Genomic DNA, 17,658 nt, shown 5'->3' on the forward strand with positions numbered 1-17,658 from the left:
TAATTTTATTTTAAATTTTGCCAGTACCAGGTAACGGCTTCTTTTAATCCTTTTTTTAGGTCAAATTGAGGGGTATACCCCAGGAGTTTTTTTGCCTTTTCTATTGAGGCCAGGGAATGGGGAACATCGCCTTGCCTGTTGGGACCATACACAGCATTCAAATTGGTTATTTCTGCATCAAATTTACTTAAATAGTCTTTTAAGAGCCCCACTAGTTCATTTAAATCGGTTCGTTTGCCATAGGCGACATTATAGACAGTATTAACTGATTCAGGATTTTCGGATACCATGGCCCTAATGTTCATTTCCAGTACATTATCTATATAGGTAAAATCCCTCGAAAAGCTGCCGTCTCCGTTAATAACCGGGGATTCGTGCTGCATTAATTGCATTACAAATTTAGGGATTACAGCTGCATAGGCCCCATTTGGGTCCTGCTTACGACCAAATACATTGAAATACCTAAGGCCAATAGTCTCCATTCCATAGGTTTTGGAAAAAATATCTGCATACAATTCATTAACGTATTTAGTGATGGCATAGGGGGAAAGAGGCTTCCCAATTATATCTTCAATTTTCGGCATATTTTCAGAATCACCGTAAGTAGAAGAACTCGCTGCATAGACAAAACGTTTTACCTTTGCATCACGGGCTGCTACCAGCATATTAAGAAATCCGGATACATTTACCTCATTACTGGTAATAGGGTCTTTTATGGAACGAGGTACTGAACCTAGAGCGGCCTGGTGTAAGACATAATCTATCCCCTCACATGCTTTTCTACACTCACTAAGGTTTCGTATATCCCCTTCCAGCATTGAAAATTTTGGATTATATAAGAGGGGATCAATGTTTTCTCTTTTCCCGGTCGCAAAATTATCCAGACAACGGACGGTATTTCCATTTTCAAGTAGAGATTCACATAAATTAGAGCCTATAAAACCTGCACCGCCGGTAACCAGAATTTTATACCTGGAATTAAGGTTAAGTTCTTTAATGTTCATTATTGGAATTTACAGGTGCAAAGATCAACAAAACCTTGGAATTTAATGTTGTTTTTTATATCAACTATCCCTAATAATCGCTATAGGCTTGGTATAATTGATTTTCCAATTACCATATACTACTTTTCGAAGGTAGTGATATTCGGTTTTCATTAAAGTTATTTTTTACGTAATCATACCTGCCGCAACGGTCTCATTGGTGTTTTCATCAATTAAAATGATACTACCGGTAGATCTATTTTCACGATATGGATCGATCATTAGAGGTTTGGTAGTTCTAATTCTGACCTTACATATATCATTCATGTTCAAATCTTTGTCTTCAGTATTTCGCCCCAGGGTATTAATATCAATCTTATATACTATTTCTTTTATCATTGCCTTTTGTTCGTTGGAAGTATGTCTGATGGCATATTTGGCCCTGGGTTTGGCTGAATTATTGTGTAACCAACATAACCAAACTTCAATATCCTGTGATGATTCCGGAATATTGGTGGTTCTTACTATCATATCTCCTCTTGCAATATCAATATCGTCTTGTAATGTAATAGAAACAGACATGGGAGCAAAAGCTTCCTCAAGCATTCCCGAAGCTCCCTGGATAGAATCAATGACCGATGTAAATCCGGAAGGCATTACCGTTACTTTATCACCTTTTCTTAAGACGCCACTTGCAACTCGACCAGCATATCCCCGATAATCTATGAATCCCTCGCGTTGAGGCCGAAGGATAGTTTGCACCGGAAAACGGGCGTCTACCTTATTATAATCACTGCTAACATGTATGGTTTCCAGGGTATGTAATAATGCTCCTCCCCGATACCAGGGCATATTCTCCGATCTGTTCACTACATTATCACCCAATAGAGCACTAATAGGGATAAAACGAATATCCCTCACAATGAATTTTGAAGAAAATGCTTCAAATTGTTTAATGATATCATTATACACTTCTTCTTTAAAGTCTATCAGATCCATTTTGTTGATGCACACTATAACGTGCGGGATATTTAGAAGGGAAGCAATAAAAGCATGTCGTTTGGTCTGCTCAATCACCCCGTGCCGGGCATCAATCAAAATAATTGCGGCATTTGCGGTAGATGCACCGGTTACCATATTCCGGGTATATTGAATATGCCCAGGCGTATCTGCGATAATAAATTTTCTTTTGGGAGTTGTGAAATAGCGATAGGCAACATCTATAGTGATTCCCTGCTCGCGCTCATCTCTTAATCCATCCGTAAATAAGGCAAGATCAACCCCATCGTGACCTCTTTGCTTGCTTGTGTTTTCGATGGCCTCCAATTGATCTTCAAAAATAGATTTGGAATCGTATAACAAGCGACCAATTAATGTACTTTTTCCATCATCAACACTTCCTGCGGTGGTAAATCGCAATAACTGGTTATTATTAATTTTCATAAAAATTTTCTATTTTTTTAAAAATATCCTTGTTTTTTTCTATCCTCCATGGCATTTTCAGATCGTTTGTCATCTGTTCTGTTACCACGTTCTGTCTGTCGCATAGCCGAAACTTCATTCACAATTTTTTCCAGGGAATCAGCTTCAGATTCAATACCACCGGTAATCGTTATATCGCCCAGCGTACGGAACCTGATCTTTTTGGTTTCTATTTTTTCATTGTCATGCAAAGTCAGGAATTCAGAATTTGGAATCCAGGAATCGTTTCTCCAGACAACTTCCCTCTCATGTGCAATATAGAGCGATGGTATTTCTATTTGTTCCCTTTTAATATAATTCCAAACATCCATTTCCGTCCAATTACTAATAGGGAACACCCTAAAGTGTTCTCCTTCAAAATGTTTACCATTAAATATATTCCACAATTCCGGCCGTTGGTTTTTGGGATCCCATTGCCCAAAATCATCCCGGTGCGAAAAGAATCTTTCTTTTGCGCGTGCTTTCTCTTCGTCTCTTCTACCTCCACCGATAGCACAGTCTATTTTATTTGATTCAATAGTATCCAATAAAGTTGTTATTTGCAGCGCATTTCTAGTGGCGTGCTTACCCTTTTCTTCTGCAACGCGTCCCTGGTTAATAGACTCCTGAACAGAGCCTACAATTAACCGAACATCAAGCAAACCCACAAGATCATCCCTGAACTTTATGGTTTCGGGAAAATTATGCCCCGTATCCACATGCATTAATGCAAACGGTATCTTACTCGGATAAAAAGCTTTTTTTGCAAGATGGGTAATTAAAATAGAGTCTTTTCCACCTGAAAAAAGAATTACAGGATTTTGAAATTGTGCCCAGACTTCTCTTAAGACATAAATGGCCTCCGACTCTAATTCGTCTAAATAGTTTAAAAAATATTTACTCATTCTCCTGGAGTCTTAATTTATTTTTGATTTTGTCATAAATGATTGCAACAGATTCCTCAATGGTATTTTCTTGGGTAATGGTAGCAATAGGATTTTTTGGTAATTCATAAGGCGCCGAAATACCGGTCATATTTTTTATAGATCCCTTTCTAGCCTTTTTATATAAGCCTTTAACGTCCCTGGCTTCACAGACTTCCAAACTCGTATTAACAAATACCTCAACATAGTTTTTACTTCCAACGGTCTTTTTTATATGCTGTCTGTCTTTTTCATAAGGTGCAACAAATGCTGCCAATATAACTATTCCTGCATCTATAAACAATTTAGATATTTCTCCAATTCTTCTAATATTTTCCGATCTGTCTTCCGGGCTGAAGCTTAGTCCCTGATTGATTCCCCTGCGCACATTATCTCCATCCAATACATAGGTTTTTATTCCATCAGAAAATAATTTTTGTTCAAGTGCATTAGCAATTGTAGACTTGCCAGAACCGGATAAACCAGTAAAGAAAATCAAAAAAGAGTTATGTCCATTTGATTTTCTTCTGCTTTCCTTGTTTATCTTATAAGTATGTGCTACAATATTTTTTTCCATCTTTTTTTCCTTTCCGATTTTTCCAAACCAAAGTTAATGCGATACCAGGCACGTTCATGGAAATAATACAAAATCATTTTAGTAATCACTTCTGCCAATCCAATTTTTATACCAGTAAATGGATTTCCTGTGATAAACCAGGATAACAAAATAGTGTCTAAAGTACCAATTATTCTCCAGGTTATCGTTTTTATTATATGTCTTTTCCGGCTATTACGAATGCCAATATTAAACCATATTCGTTCATGCAAGTAATACAAAAGCATTTTAGTAACAACTTCCGAAAATCCAATTTTAAGTCCGATTAATGGATTACCTGATATTAACCAGGACAATACAAAGGTATCTATGGTACCCACTATACGCCAGGTAATAGTCTTGGCAAGATGTCTTTTATGGGAAATATTAGGCATTAAATGCTTACTATAAAATGAGGATTCAATAAATTTTCTTTATTGTATTCCAACTCTTCATTTGTTTTCCTGGAGATTACCTTAAGTCCGGCTGCCTTACAAATTGCCTGTCCTGCTGCCGTGTCCCATTCCATCGTAGGTGCAAAGCGGGGATATACATCGGCTTTACCTTCGGCAACTAAACAGAATTTTAAAGAACTTCCTTTGGATACAATTTCCACTTTTTCATAATTTTTCTCTACTTCATTAATAAAATCAAGAGTAGTGTCATTCATATGTGAACGACTTCCCACTACACGTATCAATGAATTATTTGGTTTTGAGGGAAATATACGATCATCTTCATTTAAAATTTCAGAATTAAGCTCATGGTTTTCATCAAGAATGGTTTTATATGCGCTATGTGATGTTACATCAGCATAGTATAATTCTCTGGATACCGGGACATAAATAACTCCTATTGCTGGAGCACCATTATTACATAGTGCAATATTCACAGTAAACTCGCCATTTCTTTTTATAAATTCTTTTGTTCCGTCCAACGGGTCAACAATCCAGCAGGTTTCCCACATTTTACGCTCGGCATAGTCCTTATTCTTAATTTCTTCATTGATAATGGGATAAGGGGTATCTACCAAGTAATTATTGATAATCTTACTCGCTGCCAAATCTGCTTCAGTTAAGGGAGAGTTATCATTTTTTAATTCGGATACAAAGTCCGGTTTGTAATAAATGTCAAGTATTGCCTTACCTGCATTAATAGATGCAGCAATTGCAAGTTGTAAAAGATTATTAGGTTGAGTCATCTTAATTTTTTAATAGGCAAAAGTCGATATTTGAATTGTATTAATCAATTAAAGTTTACTATTTACTGTAGAAGTTAAGATACCAATTTACAAAATTTTGTACTCCTTTTTCAATTGGGGTACTTGGGCTATAATTATAATCCTCTATTAAATCATCCACATTGGCCCATGTTCTGGTTACATCACCGGGTTGCATAGGCAGCATTTCTTTTAACGCAACCTTGCCCAGACTTTTTTCAATAGCAGCAATAAAATCGAGCAGTTTTACGGCACTATTATTTCCAATGTTGTACACCTTGTACAGTTTATTTAATGCAATTCTGTTTTCAATTGAACCCTCAATCACCCTTACAACTCCCTCGGTTATATCATCTATAAAAGTAAAATCCCGCTCCATCTTCCCTTGATTAAATACTTTTATAGCTTCTCCTTTAACAATGGCATCGGTAAAAAGAAACATAGCCATATCTGGCCTTCCCCATGGGCCATATACGGTAAAAAATCGAAGTCCGGTGGTAGGGAATTTATGCAAATGACTGTAGGTATGGGCCATTAATTCGTTGCTTTTCTTGGTAGCGGCGTACAAACTTATTGGGTGGTCTACATTATCGGTAGTTTCAAAAGGAATTTTTGTGTTTAGTCCATAAACACTGGAACTACTGGCATAAACCAAATGTTTTATTTTATAGTGTCGGCAGCATTCCAAAATGTTGAGAAACCCCACTATGTTGCTATCTATATAGGCTTCCGGATTTTCCAGGCTGTAGCGAACTCCCGCCTGAGCTGCCAGATTACAAACCACATCAAATTTTTCAGATTTAAAGAGGCTGGGTAGAGCTTCCCGGTCTTCCAAATTCAGTCGTATAAACGAAAATTCAGGTTCTGAAGAACTATTTGCTCCTGAATTGTAGGCTTCTGCCTTATTTCGATCAATTCCCAGTTGAGCCAGTCGGTCGTATTTGAGTTGCACATCATAGTAGTCGTTGATGTTGTCAATGCCAACTACAGTATGCCCTTTATCCAATAGCTTTTTGGACACAAAAAACCCGATAAATCCGGCTGCCCCGGTGACTAGAATTTTCATTATCTAAATATATGATCAATTAAGGATCATAAAAGCGAATTTCAATTATTGAATTCGAAATTACCACAAAATTATGTGAGATAAACAATTATAACGATCATCAACTGTATACATGCTATGAAATTTAATGTTTTTAAGCGATATCCTGTGAAAATTATTGATTACCTTGTAAACTTCCCCCAATAAAACGAACGTGCAAGATATAATGTGCGTTCCAAACAATTGTTCTTTTTTTAGGATGAGCCCCTAAGATATAATTAATTAGGTAAGAACAATAAATTAGATTATACGTTGAAATTTAAGTGTTTATAGTTTTGTTCATAAAAAACTGAATATAATGAAATTGGATTTTTGGATATGAATCAAAAGTATAAACTTTGTACTTAATCGAATTAAATTTAGACTTTGGCGAATAGTTGAATCAATATTATTTTCTGATTTAAATTCATTTTAATTTTAAATTTGCAATTAGATATATCACAACCAGAACTTTATACTTAAAAATCGATTTGGAAACTGCAATAAAAACTAAGATATGGCTTTCATCTCCCCACATGGGTGAGATGGAACAGGTGTATGTTAAAGAGGCTTTTGACTCTAACTGGGTTGCTCCTTTAGGGCCAAATGTCAACCAATTTGAACTGGCCATTGAGGATTATATTCAAAACGATGTTCATGTTGCGGCACTTAGTTCCGGAACAGGAGCCATTCATTTGGCTTTGGAACTTTTAGGAGTTTCACATGGGGATGAAGTAATTTGCCAGAGCTTTACATTTTCTGCATCAGCCAACCCTATTCTTTATCTTGGTGCGACACCTGTATTTGTTGATAGCGAAAGAGATACCTGGAATATTTCCCCATCTTTATTGGAGAAAGCAATCATTAACAGAATGGCATTAGGTAAAAAGCCAAAGGCTATTGTTGCTGTTCATCTATATGGAATGCCTTATAAGGTTGATGAGATAAAAGAAATTTCTGAAAAATACGATATTCCTATTGTGGAAGATAGTGCAGAAGCATTGGGAAGCTCCTATAAAGATAATAAATGTGGCAGTTTTGGCAATATTGGGATACTTTCATTTAATGGAAATAAAATAATAACCACATCGGGTGGGGGTGCCTTGGTGACTAAAGAAGAAGATATAAAAAATAAAGCCGTTTTCCTGGCCACCCAGGCAAGGGATGAAGCTCCACATTATCAACATTCTCATGTTGGATATAATTATAGAATGAGTAATGTGCTTGCAGGTATTGGCAGAGGACAAATGCAAGTTTTGGATGACAGGGTTAGAGCGAGAAGATCTAATTTTGAATATTATAAGAGTAATTTAAATAACAGTCCGGAAATAGAGTTTTTAATGGAACCTGTAGGTTATTATAGTAACAGATGGCTGACGTGCATCCTTACACCTTCCTTTGAAACCAGGGAAAAAATACGCCTTGCACTATTGGAAGAGGACATTGAGTCCAGACCTTTATGGAAACCTATGCACTTACAACCGGTTTTTAAAAAGTATCGCAGGTTTACTGACGGAACCGCAGAAGATTTATTTGAGCGTGGCCTATGTCTGCCCAGTGGTTCAAATCTTAGTAAGGAAGATTTGGAAAGAATAGTTACCCTAATTCTTAAAGTAGTATTATGATTAAAAATTATCTCTTAAACAATGCCCATAGATATGCCTCTAAATGGCTGGTTTTGGGTATTGACATATTTTTAATTTGCATTTCTTTTGTTTTATCTTATTTCATCAGGTTTAATTTAACCCTGAATTTTGATACGGAACGACTATTATTTCAATTGCCCCTGGTTGCTATTATCGCCGGGGCCGCCTTTATTGTTACGGGTTCCTATAAAGGTGTTATACGGCATACAGGTGTGCAGGATGTCTATAACATATTTAATGCCATCTGCCTTTCCAGTATTCTAACCATATTTTTGGTTATAGTAAACAGACAGGTGAATTTTATGGAGGATTTCACCATCCCTTTGTCTATTATCATAATTCATAGTTTAATTAGTTTTATTGCACTTACAACTTCCAGATATATATTTAAGTCCTTGTATTATAATCTGATTCGTGGATTTAAAGTATCAAAGAATGTGCTGATATATGGTGCAGGTGAGGCAGGTGTTTTGACTTATAATGCACTTACAAGCCATACTGCAAGCAACTCCAAGGTAATAGGTTATATAGATGATGATCGCAAAAAACTAGGAAAAAATTTAAATGGAGTACGAGTCTATGGGAGAGAAGAGTTAACAGCATTCTTTATAGATAAGAGGAATATTGCCGAAATTATTGTTTCCATTCATAATATAGACAATACTTTCTTAAAAGAACTAGTAGAAAGTTTAGTTGAATTTCAGGTACAGGTTAAAATTGTACCTCCGGTTGACCACTGGATAAACGGAGAATTAAAATTATCTCAGATAAAACAGGTACAGATCGAGGACTTATTAAATAGAGTGCCCATTAACATTAGGAATTCAAAAATTTCACGACATCTAAAGGATCAGGTAATATTTGTCACAGGAGGTGCAGGATCAATTGGGAGCGAGATTGTTAGACAAATTGTTAATTATGAATATAAATCACTGATCATTATTGACCAGGCAGAGTCGCCTCTTTATGATTTGCAGCAGGAATTAAGACAAAACGGGATTCACAACTTTTTCCCTATTGTTTCCGATATCAGGGACAAAAACAGAATGAATACCCTCTTTCAGGAATATAAGCCCAATATAGTGTTTCATGCCGCGGCCTATAAACATGTTCCATTGATGGAATATAACGCCTATGAGGCCATAAAAATTAATATTGCAGGCACCAAAGTGTTGGTAGATCTGTCCTCTAACTATAATGTAGATAGATTTGTTTTTATTTCTACTGACAAAGCGGTTAATCCTACCAATGTAATGGGAGCAACTAAAAGAATAGCAGAGATGTATATAACCTGTAAGCACCAGAAAAGTGAGACCAAGTATATAACTACCAGGTTTGGAAATGTACTAGGCTCTAATGGCTCTGTTATTCCATTATTTAAAAAACAAATTGAAAAAGGTGGCCCTTTGACCGTTACTCATAGGGATATTACGAGGTATTTCATGACCATACCTGAGGCATCACAACTGGTGCTCGAAGCAGGAGCTATGGGTAGAGGAGGAGAGATCTTTATCTTTGACATGGGCAAATCTGTTAAAATCTTTGATTTGGCCAAGAATATGATCAAGCTATCGGGGCTGAAATATCCTGAGGATATAGACATCAAAGTTACCGGATTACGACCGGGTGAAAAATTGTATGAAGAGCTTTTAGCTTCAGGTGAAAATACCTTGCCGACTTACCATAAAAAAATAATGATAAGTAAGGTAAGGGATTTGGACTATACAGATGTTCAATCAAGAATTGATGAGTTGTGTGTCTCCAATATGTTCTTCAACGCTGATACAGTGGTCCTTATGAAAAAAATTGTACCAGAATTTGTATCCAACAATTCTAACTTTTGCTATCTTGATAAAAAGGAAGTTGGGGATAAAAACTACGACAAAGATTCTCATGTTGGGAATAAAGAAGAAAAGAAAATAGTCCAATCGTAATTTTTCTGTATAATTGCAATCTAATATATATAAGATGTTAAGAGTATTCAACCGTATCTTTTTATTTTTTCTTGGAGCAACAATTCTATTATCTTGTGGAGCAACTAGAGAAGAGGTCGTTTATTTTCAAGATATAGGCAATTTTGAAACCCAAGTTAACACGAATATCCTCATTACAAAATTCAAAGTTGATGATCTTATTGGGATATATGTTTCTTCTTTAAATCCCGAAACAAGTGCTCCCTTTAATTTATTCAGAGGAGACCCAAATAGCAGTGGTCAAGCGGCGCAAGTAGATTACTTAGTAGATCAAGCCGGTGAAATTGATTTCCCGGTAATCGGAAAAGTGAAAGTTGTGGGACTATCTCCCGATGAATTGCGAATTCTTCTAAGAGACCGATTGTCAGAATATTTAAAAGAACCTATAATAAATATAGAACTAAGGAATTTTACTGTTACAGTTTTGGGAAATGTCAATGGACCAGGAACTTACCCTGTTATCGGGGAACAAATAACTATTTTAGAGGCAATAGGTTTAGCAGGAGATTTAAGTATCACCGGGGTTCGTGATAATGTCTTGGTTATTCGGGATTATGCGGGAACAAAAGTATATAATCGTATCGATTTGACTTCCAAAAATATGACAAAATCTCCCGTTTATTATCTCACTCAGAATGATGTTGTTTATGTAGAACCTAACAAAAGGGGTATTTCTGCTTCCGCTTTGGATACTAGTCAAAAAACGTCCATTGCGGTTACAATATTTTCGGTATTGCTCACATCAGCTGTTATTCTTGTGACAAGAAATTAATTATGTTCCTTTTTATAAAATAACATTAAATGAACACGGAGCCCACAAATCCTTCAGATGAGAATCTGGATTACAGAGAACTTTTGAAACCCTATTTAAAAAATTGGAAATGGTTTGTTGTTTCAGTTTTGTGTACCGTAATATTGGGAATATTATATATGAGGTATACCGTCCCAAAATTTGCCGTGCAAGCTAAAATTCAAATATTGGAGGATGCTAAGGGATCCTCCCAGCTTAATGTTTTTGAAGATTTGGGTATTTTAGGTGAAGGAGGTGTCCAGGTAGAGGACGAAATGGCGCTATTAACATCAAGATCTAATCTAATTGACTTGGTTAAGGAATTAGAGCTTAATATAAGAATTACAGCATTAGGTAATATTAGAAATTCCAGTATTTATCGCAACCCAAGCCCTCCATTCAAAATAAATTTTCTTGCCCCAGATTCCCTTATTCATAATTCGAGACAAAGTTTTTTTATTACATTATCATCAAAAACATCTTTTGAATTTGCTAAAGACAAGAGTGGGCCTACTAAAATGTATTCATATGGAAAAACTATTTCCTCACCAGTAGGTGATATAATTATTACCCCAAATAATTTGGATCCAACCAGTAGTGGAACAAATAGATTTGTAGTTTCTGTTAACCCATTATCTTCAGTTGCGGAATATTATCAGAGAGCCCTGGAAATCTCGGTTGATAATCCAAAATCTAAGATTATTACCATTTTGTTAGAAGATGCTTTAATTTCAAGGGCGCAAGACGTTATAAATACATTAATATCAATTTATAATCAAAATGCCGTTGAGGACAAAAGGGCAATGGCCTTTAAAACCTCAGATTTTATTAATGAGAGATTAGAACGTATTTCTACTAATTTAACTAACGTGGATCAATCTGCAGTGAATTTTAAATCGGATAGAGGCTTGTCGGACCTTGTTGCACAGAACAGTCTCAATCTAGATATTGGAGCTCAAACCCAACAGCAATTGCAGGACGCATCTATACAATTGGATATTGCCTCATCCATGAAGGATATTATTGATAACGAAGACGGTTACGGCGAGTTACTCCCGTCAAATATTGGATTACAGGACCCTTCAATAGTCGCCACAACCCAAAAGTACAATGAACTGGCTTTGGAGCGGAAGCGATTGTTGGAAAGTTCCAATGACAAAAACCCAATTATAGTAAACCTGGATCAGCAACTTGCCGGATTAAAGCGTAGTATGCGTTCAAGTTTAAATGGGACGACCAATAATCTGATACTTCAGGTTAACGATCTTAGTAGTCGATTATCAAGAATTAACTCCCGGATTTATTCGGCTCCAAAAAATGAACGCACCTTAAGGGATATATCAAGACAGCAAGAAACGACAGAGTCTCTTTATTTATATTTGTTGCAAAAACGTGAGGAAGCTCAAATTGCATTTGCATCTTCTTCCCCAAAGTCGAACGTTGTGGACAGTGCCTATGCCGTTAGTGATTTTCCGGCTTCCCCGAAATTAAAATTGGTGCTATTTGTTTCTTTGTTTCTTGGATTATTAGTTCCATTTTCCTTTGTATATGTGAATTATTTATTGGATAATAAAGTTCATAATAAGATTGGTTTGGAAAAATTAATCGGAAATATACCGGTTTTAGCCGAGCTCCCTAAAATTTCCAAAAAGGAGAATAGCCTGGTTAAACCGGGCGAGCGAACTGTATTGGCAGAATCCTTACGCATTCTTCGGACCAATCTGGATTATATTATCAAATCAAAAAAGAATTCTTCAAAAGGGAATATTATTTTTATTACTTCTACTGTACCAAGGGAAGGTAAGACATTTATATCTTCCAATCTGGCAATGGTTTTTGCAAATACCAATAAAAAAGTGCTGCTGATTGGAGCAGATATTCGTAATCCAAAAATCTATCAATTCTATTCAGGTAAACATATTGATAAGATGGGCAGGCCGTATAGAAATAAGGAAAATAAAGGACTCACAGAATATTTGGTGGATTCTAGGTTAGGCCATAAAGATATTATTTCTTCAATGTTAGCGTATGACCATATAATTGATATTATTTACTCAGGCAAAATACCACCCAATCCTTCGGATCTTTTGATGAGTGATCGCATTTCCGAATTATTGGAAAATGTGAAACTTGATTATGACTACGTTATAGTAGATACTGCCCCTCTAATGGTAGTTTCAGATACTTTACTATTAAGTGAATACGCAGATCAAATTCTTTATGTAACAAGAGCAGGGGTAACGGAATCAAAGGTATTGGATTTTCCATTGAAGTTATACAAGGAAGGAAAACTTAAAGGGCTTTCATTTGTTGTAAACGATGTTAAACCCTCAAACCTGGGCTATGGCAGAAAATACGGCTACGGCTACGGTAAAACCACTAAAAAATGGTGGAAGTTCTAATGGTAATGAAATATCCTCGAAAACCATGAGGCGTTAAAATTACAATAAGACAAATATTCAAATTCCAAAAAAAGGACGAGGTAAATCTCTGCACATAAAACCATCTTACATTATATGAATACTATGTGCTGCTCTTTTTTTATTATAGTAACTGCTTCAGGATAACCAATACAATTGGTGTGTTGTCTATGGTTAGGATTTTACCCTATGTTGGGGTGATACCAGGTTTCAACTAAGTATTTTGGAAATTTTCAAAACTTTACTTCTTTTACTTCTTTAGAATATTGACGTAGGGCTATTACTTTACCACCAACTAAAAAATAAAAGCCATTATTGAAAGTCTTAGAGTTGAGCTGATATATTATTTTTTTTGCTCCACTTCTGCATGGGTTATCTCTTAATAATCAGTAATCACCCCTTATCCCACTAAAATTGATATTAGAATCTTACCGAACTATTCCATTAAAACTATGGCAATTTTGCAATTTAAAAGATTACTGACAAATTTATTTCCAAGAAATGCATTTGTATGGCTAAAGAAGTTAATTCTATTTCGGCTTTGAGTTTAAAAAGTTTAATACAGAAAGGAAATAAATTATAGGAGTCGATAATTCAGATACTACAAATCAAAAAAGTGGGGCCATTAAAAAAAGCTATTAAATGCATAAGCAAACAAAACGCTTGGATTAACTAATTGATTTGCAAAGATAATGTTAAAAAAGCATGTAGTTCATCGAATAAAAAAAAGCCTTACATCCAAACTAAAATTTGAAACGTATAAAATTCAGTACCAAACAGGTAATTCATCGAAAAATTGATGGTTTTTATCGATAATTCAACAAATATATATATTTTTATAATACCCAAATTTGATTATCATACTTACTTAATTTATCTTACACATGAAATTTAACCCCAAAAGTCCCCTAGTTTTGTTGTGCCTTATTTTAGCAATTATCACCCTTTTTTCCTGCAGTAAGGACTCGGATTTGATGGCAGACTACATTGCAGTAGATCCCGAAGTTCTCGTTGGAACGTATGCTAAGGGTGATACTTATCAAATATCTATAATCAGTAATTCGGAGAATGAAACTACTGAAATCACGGTAAATAGCGGAAGTGGTGACACCAATGTAAATAACGGAAACAGTGGGACCACTGTAAATGATAATTATCAAACATCCTCGAACGGCAGCATCGTACTTGATGTTTTGGCTAATGACACTTTTGAAAAACCTGAAGAGGTTTCAATAATTGAAACCTCTCAGCCTAATAACGGAACCGTTGTAATCAATGACGACAATACTCTGACCTATACCCCAGAAGAAATTTTAGCGGCAGAGCCTGTAACCGATACCTTTACCTATACCGCGGAAATGCAGAATAAGGACGGTACATTACTATCAGGTGAGGCTGTTGTTTATATAATTATAGAGTCCAACTCTTCCAGGGAAATTGATAATATATCCCCTTTTTCATACTGTCAGGATGGTAATCCAATTGGAGGAGGGGCTGACTATGATGCTATATTGACAACTGGAACGCATATCGTATCAACTAACTTATCCGCATCCGCTTTTGAGTCCTTGGTTGAAGCTAGGACAAGTGGTGATATTGTTTTTATAAATAGCGGTGTTACCATAGATTTAACGGCTTTAGGTGATGGTTATATAGCTGTAGCAGCAGGAGTTACCATAGCAAGCGATAGAGGTATTGGTGTAGGTGCGTTTTTAAAAACTGACCAAATGCGTTATCTAGGTTCTGGGTCTGAAAGACCAGTATTTATAACTACAGGTCCTGGAGTAAGATTTACAGGTTTTAGATTTCAAGGGCCTTATGGTGAACCAGGAATTTATACATCAGACCCTGATCTAAGGAGAAGAAAATATGGCATTGCTTCTAATTGGAGTAATACGGAAGTTGATAATCTGGAAATATACAATTGGCCTTCTGGGGCTATTACTTTTAATCAATATTCTGGAAGTGACTTTTTTGGTCCTAATCAACCAAGTACAGGTCAATTGGCCCATCATAATTACATACATAATGTTAACGGGAATAATTTTGGTTATGGTGTTTCTACACAAAGGGGAGAGACCAAAATATATGCAAATATATTTTACTACAATAGACATGATATAGCAGTTGGCAGTGGTGACCCTGACTATGCTATTTACGAAGCGTATTGCAATACGGTATTACAGGGGGGAACCCATCATAATTTTGATGTGCATTCGCAATACGGAAGTAATACCGATAAATGTAATGATTGTTATGCAGGAAACACTTTCCATATACATCATAACGATTTTCAAGATGATGCGGGTAACCGTTTTGACAATAGTGGATTTGATGATGTAAATATTATGATAGGTGGTATTCCGAAAAATGGTATTACCGTTGAGTATAATCGTTTTGCAGTTCCAAGTTTTTACGGTTTTGCTTTCAAACAACAGTATGTTAGTAATCCACCTCAAGGTGTAATTTGGAACAATAACACTTATAATGGGGACTAACATTTCATTTCTGGAGTTAAGACCTCCCGGTAGGAGAAGCGCGAAATGTTGTTAAATAGAAAGCTATTCAATAATTAACTATAACACCGCAAGACGTTCTTTAAAAAATAAAAAATCAAGCTCTACTTACTTTTTGCTGGCCAATTTTTTTTAAAAGATGGTCTTCTTTTTACTCGGACTCACTTTTTCTAGAATTGAAACCTTTAAAAATACAGATTTTGCTTGGGCTGGAAATTCGAGTTTTCATAAATTCACCTGCCGGGGTAATATCTCAAACCTTTGTGTTGATTCTTTGGCAGTTTCAGGAGTCTTAAGAGTTTTCAAAACTACTTTTGTCTTGAATTTTGAGGTAAACTTTCTTCGTCCATATTGGTAAGTTTAAGTTTCTTTTTGGGAACTTAACTTACTGTCCTATTTTCGGGGGGATGCTCAGACATCATGCATTTATATATGTTGCCAAAATAGGTTTATCCATAGGGCGTAATAAGTTGCTTAATTTTTTACTTAAAAGATTAGTTTGCGATAACATAAATCAAATCTATTATCCTCTGTAATTGGCATGTTTAGCCAATAATTGACAGATATGCCCGCTCAATGTTAGCGCTGTTTATTATTGCTTATTTAGATCTAAGGAAGCAACAACATCAGTAAATTCTTTACACAGAATTGATTTGTCATATTTCGTTTCGGCCAATCTTCTCGCATTCAACCCCATTTCTTTGCAAGTTTTCGGATCCTCTTTAAGTGATAAAATATTTTTTGCCAAATCTTTTGGGTTTTTAGGGTCTACAAACACTCCACATTTATTGTTTTCAATCATATCTTTGGTCCATCCAGGAGAATTTACGATAATGGGTTTTCCGGCGGATAAAGAATCAAATAATTTGTTGGGGGAGTTTGTAGCCAAAATGGGAAAATCTGCAAATGTAACCAAAGAAACATCACATAAATTAACAATTTCCGAGAGTTTTTCTAGATCAAAACCGCCAAGAAAATGGGCAGTTTTTATACCAAGGCTTTCACACGTATCCTTTAAAATGGGTTCAGTGGCCCCACTTCCCATAAATACAAACTCAATTTCCTGATTGTCTTTTAAATATTTAATGGCTTCGATTATATAATCCATACCATTGGCCAAGCCCATGGCCCCAAAATAAACTACTTTAAAAGAATCACGTTTAAGTCCCAGGTTGTCAACAAGTACCAAATCTTTGTCACGGGACCAGAATATATCTATTTTAGACATATTGGGTATCATCGAAACTTTTTCAGGAGGGATATTTCTTTTTACAACACCGTCATACATTCCGGGAGATAAAGCAACGACATGCATGGCATTTTTATAAATGGTTTTTTCAAACCAAACTGCCAACTTAATTAGAAGTTTATTATTTAGGCCACCCATTTGTATAGGAACTTCGGGCCATAGATCCCTTACTTCGAATAAAAAGGGTGTTTTTTTGAGTTTTTTGACCACCAAGGCAGGGAAGCCAATTGTAAGTGGGGTAGAAGTGGCGATTACCAGGTCAACGTCCTTTTCTTTTAAGGCTATACGGGCCGATTTAAGCATAAAATTTACAAAGGACATTAGGCGCTTAAAAATACTCATATATTGACTATATGGCACTTTTAAATAGATGACATCTATCCCATTTATGTCGATTCTTTTGACCTTTGAATCAATTTCACTAGAGGATGTTAGCATGATCACCTCATGTCCATTTTTAATAAGTTCCTGGCTTATCCAATATGATCTGGTGCCACCTGCCTCGCTGGATGTATGAAAGTATTGGTGTATATATAGGATTTTCATTACTTATTTATATCTAGATTATTTAGAATTTGTTTTGCCTGTTTTTCTTCTTTATTCCAATACTCGGAATTCTTTATCTTTTCGAATGTATCATCATCTAGTCTTTTTTTATAAAATTTTGCAGGATTTCCAAAGTAGATGATGTTTTCTGGAATATCGGAATTAACGAAAGACTTACGTATATCCAGTTTGTTATCTTTGGATAAGATAATGTTAAATGCCTTAAGGATTTTAGTGACCATAAGATCGCATC

At 35.6% G+C, this 17,658-nt stretch carries 14 protein-coding genes; 5 read left to right on the plus strand and 9 right to left on the minus strand.

Translation table 11 applies throughout. The annotated features are described in order from the left end of the window. Window positions 1-5: 5 nt before the first annotated feature. From ABJH90_RS17195 to ABJH90_RS17225, 7 genes are all read right to left on the minus strand, one after another. Window positions 6-1,004 carry an SDR family oxidoreductase gene (locus ABJH90_RS17195; protein WP_348140313.1) on the minus strand — a complete coding sequence of 333 codons (999 nt, stop codon included), beginning with the start codon at window positions 1,002-1,004 and terminating at the stop codon, window positions 6-8. A gap of 165 nt (window positions 1,005-1,169) precedes the next feature. Beyond that, the gene (locus ABJH90_RS17200) at window positions 1,170-2,426 is read right to left on the minus strand and encodes a GTP-binding protein (protein WP_348140315.1); all 1,257 of its coding nucleotides are present in this window, start codon (window positions 2,424-2,426) and stop codon (window positions 1,170-1,172) included. A 17-nt stretch (window positions 2,427-2,443) separates the two neighbouring features. Beyond that, a complete protein-coding gene (gene cysD / locus ABJH90_RS17205; RefSeq protein ID WP_348140317.1) occupies window positions 2,444-3,349 on the minus strand; it encodes a sulfate adenylyltransferase subunit CysD in 906 nt (301 codons plus the stop codon). Further along, entirely contained in the window at window positions 3,342-3,944 is a 603-nt protein-coding gene (gene cysC, locus ABJH90_RS17210; protein WP_348140319.1) for an adenylyl-sulfate kinase, read from the minus strand. Before cysC ends, cysD begins: the two co-directional genes overlap by 8 nt. Next, window positions 3,926-4,357, minus strand: coding sequence for a DUF2061 domain-containing protein (locus tag ABJH90_RS17215; RefSeq protein ID WP_348140321.1), 432 nt, complete (start codon window positions 4,355-4,357; stop codon window positions 3,926-3,928). Before ABJH90_RS17215 ends, cysC begins: the two co-directional genes overlap by 19 nt. Continuing rightward, window positions 4,357-5,163, minus strand: a complete 807-nt coding sequence (cysQ, locus tag ABJH90_RS17220) for a 3'(2'),5'-bisphosphate nucleotidase CysQ (RefSeq protein WP_348140323.1) — start codon at window positions 5,161-5,163, stop codon at window positions 4,357-4,359. Before cysQ ends, ABJH90_RS17215 begins: the two co-directional genes overlap by 1 nt. Window positions 5,164-5,221: 58 nt before the next feature. Next, the gene (locus ABJH90_RS17225; protein WP_348140325.1) at window positions 5,222-6,247 is read right to left on the minus strand and encodes an NAD-dependent epimerase; all 1,026 of its coding nucleotides are present in this window, start codon (window positions 6,245-6,247) and stop codon (window positions 5,222-5,224) included. 554 nt (window positions 6,248-6,801) lie between these two features. Here ABJH90_RS17225 and ABJH90_RS17230 point away from each other — a divergent pair. The 5 genes from ABJH90_RS17230 to ABJH90_RS17250 all read left to right on the plus strand — a co-directional run bounded on the left by ABJH90_RS17230 (window position 6,802) and on the right by ABJH90_RS17250 (window position 15,592). Continuing rightward, complete coding sequence (locus ABJH90_RS17230) at window positions 6,802-7,890, plus strand: DegT/DnrJ/EryC1/StrS family aminotransferase (RefSeq protein ID WP_348140399.1); 1,089 nt, start codon at window positions 6,802-6,804, stop codon at window positions 7,888-7,890. Further along, window positions 7,887-9,845 carry a nucleoside-diphosphate sugar epimerase/dehydratase gene (locus tag ABJH90_RS17235; protein ID WP_348140327.1) on the plus strand — a complete coding sequence of 653 codons (1,959 nt, stop codon included), beginning with the start codon at window positions 7,887-7,889 and terminating at the stop codon, window positions 9,843-9,845. Before ABJH90_RS17230 ends, ABJH90_RS17235 begins: the two co-directional genes overlap by 4 nt. A 34-nt stretch (window positions 9,846-9,879) precedes the next feature. Further along, window positions 9,880-10,656 carry a polysaccharide biosynthesis/export family protein gene (locus ABJH90_RS17240; protein WP_348140329.1) on the plus strand — a complete coding sequence of 259 codons (777 nt, stop codon included), beginning with the start codon at window positions 9,880-9,882 and terminating at the stop codon, window positions 10,654-10,656. Window positions 10,657-10,685: 29 nt separating this feature from the next. After that, window positions 10,686-13,076: a polysaccharide biosynthesis tyrosine autokinase gene (locus tag ABJH90_RS17245; RefSeq protein ID WP_348140331.1), complete on the plus strand. Its 2,391-nt coding sequence runs from the start codon at window positions 10,686-10,688 to the stop codon at window positions 13,074-13,076. A gap of 992 nt (window positions 13,077-14,068) precedes the next feature. Next, the gene (locus ABJH90_RS17250; RefSeq protein WP_348140333.1) at window positions 14,069-15,592 is read left to right on the plus strand and encodes an Ig-like domain-containing protein; all 1,524 of its coding nucleotides are present in this window, start codon (window positions 14,069-14,071) and stop codon (window positions 15,590-15,592) included. A gap of 610 nt (window positions 15,593-16,202) precedes the next feature. Here ABJH90_RS17250 and ABJH90_RS17255 read toward each other — a convergent pair. Beyond that, window positions 16,203-17,405, minus strand: coding sequence for a glycosyltransferase family 4 protein (locus ABJH90_RS17255; protein ID WP_348140335.1), 1,203 nt, complete (start codon window positions 17,403-17,405; stop codon window positions 16,203-16,205). Beyond that, window positions 17,405-17,647 carry a hypothetical protein gene (locus tag ABJH90_RS17260; protein WP_348140337.1) on the minus strand — a complete coding sequence of 81 codons (243 nt, stop codon included), beginning with the start codon at window positions 17,645-17,647 and terminating at the stop codon, window positions 17,405-17,407. Before ABJH90_RS17260 ends, ABJH90_RS17255 begins: the two co-directional genes overlap by 1 nt. Window positions 17,648-17,658: the final 11 nt, after the last annotated feature.

Origin of the sequence: Eudoraea sp. (assembly GCF_039969275.1) — a bacterium.
Lineage (GTDB): Bacteria > Bacteroidota > Bacteroidia > Flavobacteriales > Flavobacteriaceae > Eudoraea.

What these genes read in the sequence shown, in the direction of transcription:
- ABJH90_RS17195 (WP_348140313.1), bottom strand. Translation starts at nt 1,004, where the DNA reads ATGAACATTAAAGAACTTAACCTTAATTCCAGGTATAAAATTCTGGTT.
- ABJH90_RS17200 (WP_348140315.1), bottom strand. Translation starts at nt 2,426, where the DNA reads ATGAAAATTAATAATAACCAGTTATTGCGATTTACCACCGCAGGAAGT.
- cysD (WP_348140317.1), bottom strand. Translation starts at nt 3,349, where the DNA reads ATGAGTAAATATTTTTTAAACTATTTAGACGAATTAGAGTCGGAGGCC.
- cysC (WP_348140319.1), bottom strand. Translation starts at nt 3,944, where the DNA reads ATGGAAAAAAATATTGTAGCACATACTTATAAGATAAACAAGGAAAGC.
- ABJH90_RS17215 (WP_348140321.1), bottom strand. Translation starts at nt 4,357, where the DNA reads ATGCCTAATATTTCCCATAAAAGACATCTTGCCAAGACTATTACCTGG.
- cysQ (WP_348140323.1), bottom strand. Translation starts at nt 5,163, where the DNA reads ATGACTCAACCTAATAATCTTTTACAACTTGCAATTGCTGCATCTATT.
- ABJH90_RS17225 (WP_348140325.1), bottom strand. Translation starts at nt 6,247, where the DNA reads ATGAAAATTCTAGTCACCGGGGCAGCCGGATTTATCGGGTTTTTTGTG.
- ABJH90_RS17230 (WP_348140399.1), top strand. Translation starts at nt 6,802, where the DNA reads ATGGGTGAGATGGAACAGGTGTATGTTAAAGAGGCTTTTGACTCTAAC.
- ABJH90_RS17235 (WP_348140327.1), top strand. Translation starts at nt 7,887, where the DNA reads ATGATTAAAAATTATCTCTTAAACAATGCCCATAGATATGCCTCTAAA.
- ABJH90_RS17240 (WP_348140329.1), top strand. Translation starts at nt 9,880, where the DNA reads ATGTTAAGAGTATTCAACCGTATCTTTTTATTTTTTCTTGGAGCAACA.
- ABJH90_RS17245 (WP_348140331.1), top strand. Translation starts at nt 10,686, where the DNA reads ATGAACACGGAGCCCACAAATCCTTCAGATGAGAATCTGGATTACAGA.
- ABJH90_RS17250 (WP_348140333.1), top strand. Translation starts at nt 14,069, where the DNA reads ATGGCAGACTACATTGCAGTAGATCCCGAAGTTCTCGTTGGAACGTAT.
- ABJH90_RS17255 (WP_348140335.1), bottom strand. Translation starts at nt 17,405, where the DNA reads ATGAAAATCCTATATATACACCAATACTTTCATACATCCAGCGAGGCA.
- ABJH90_RS17260 (WP_348140337.1), bottom strand. Translation starts at nt 17,647, where the DNA reads ATGGTCACTAAAATCCTTAAGGCATTTAACATTATCTTATCCAAAGAT.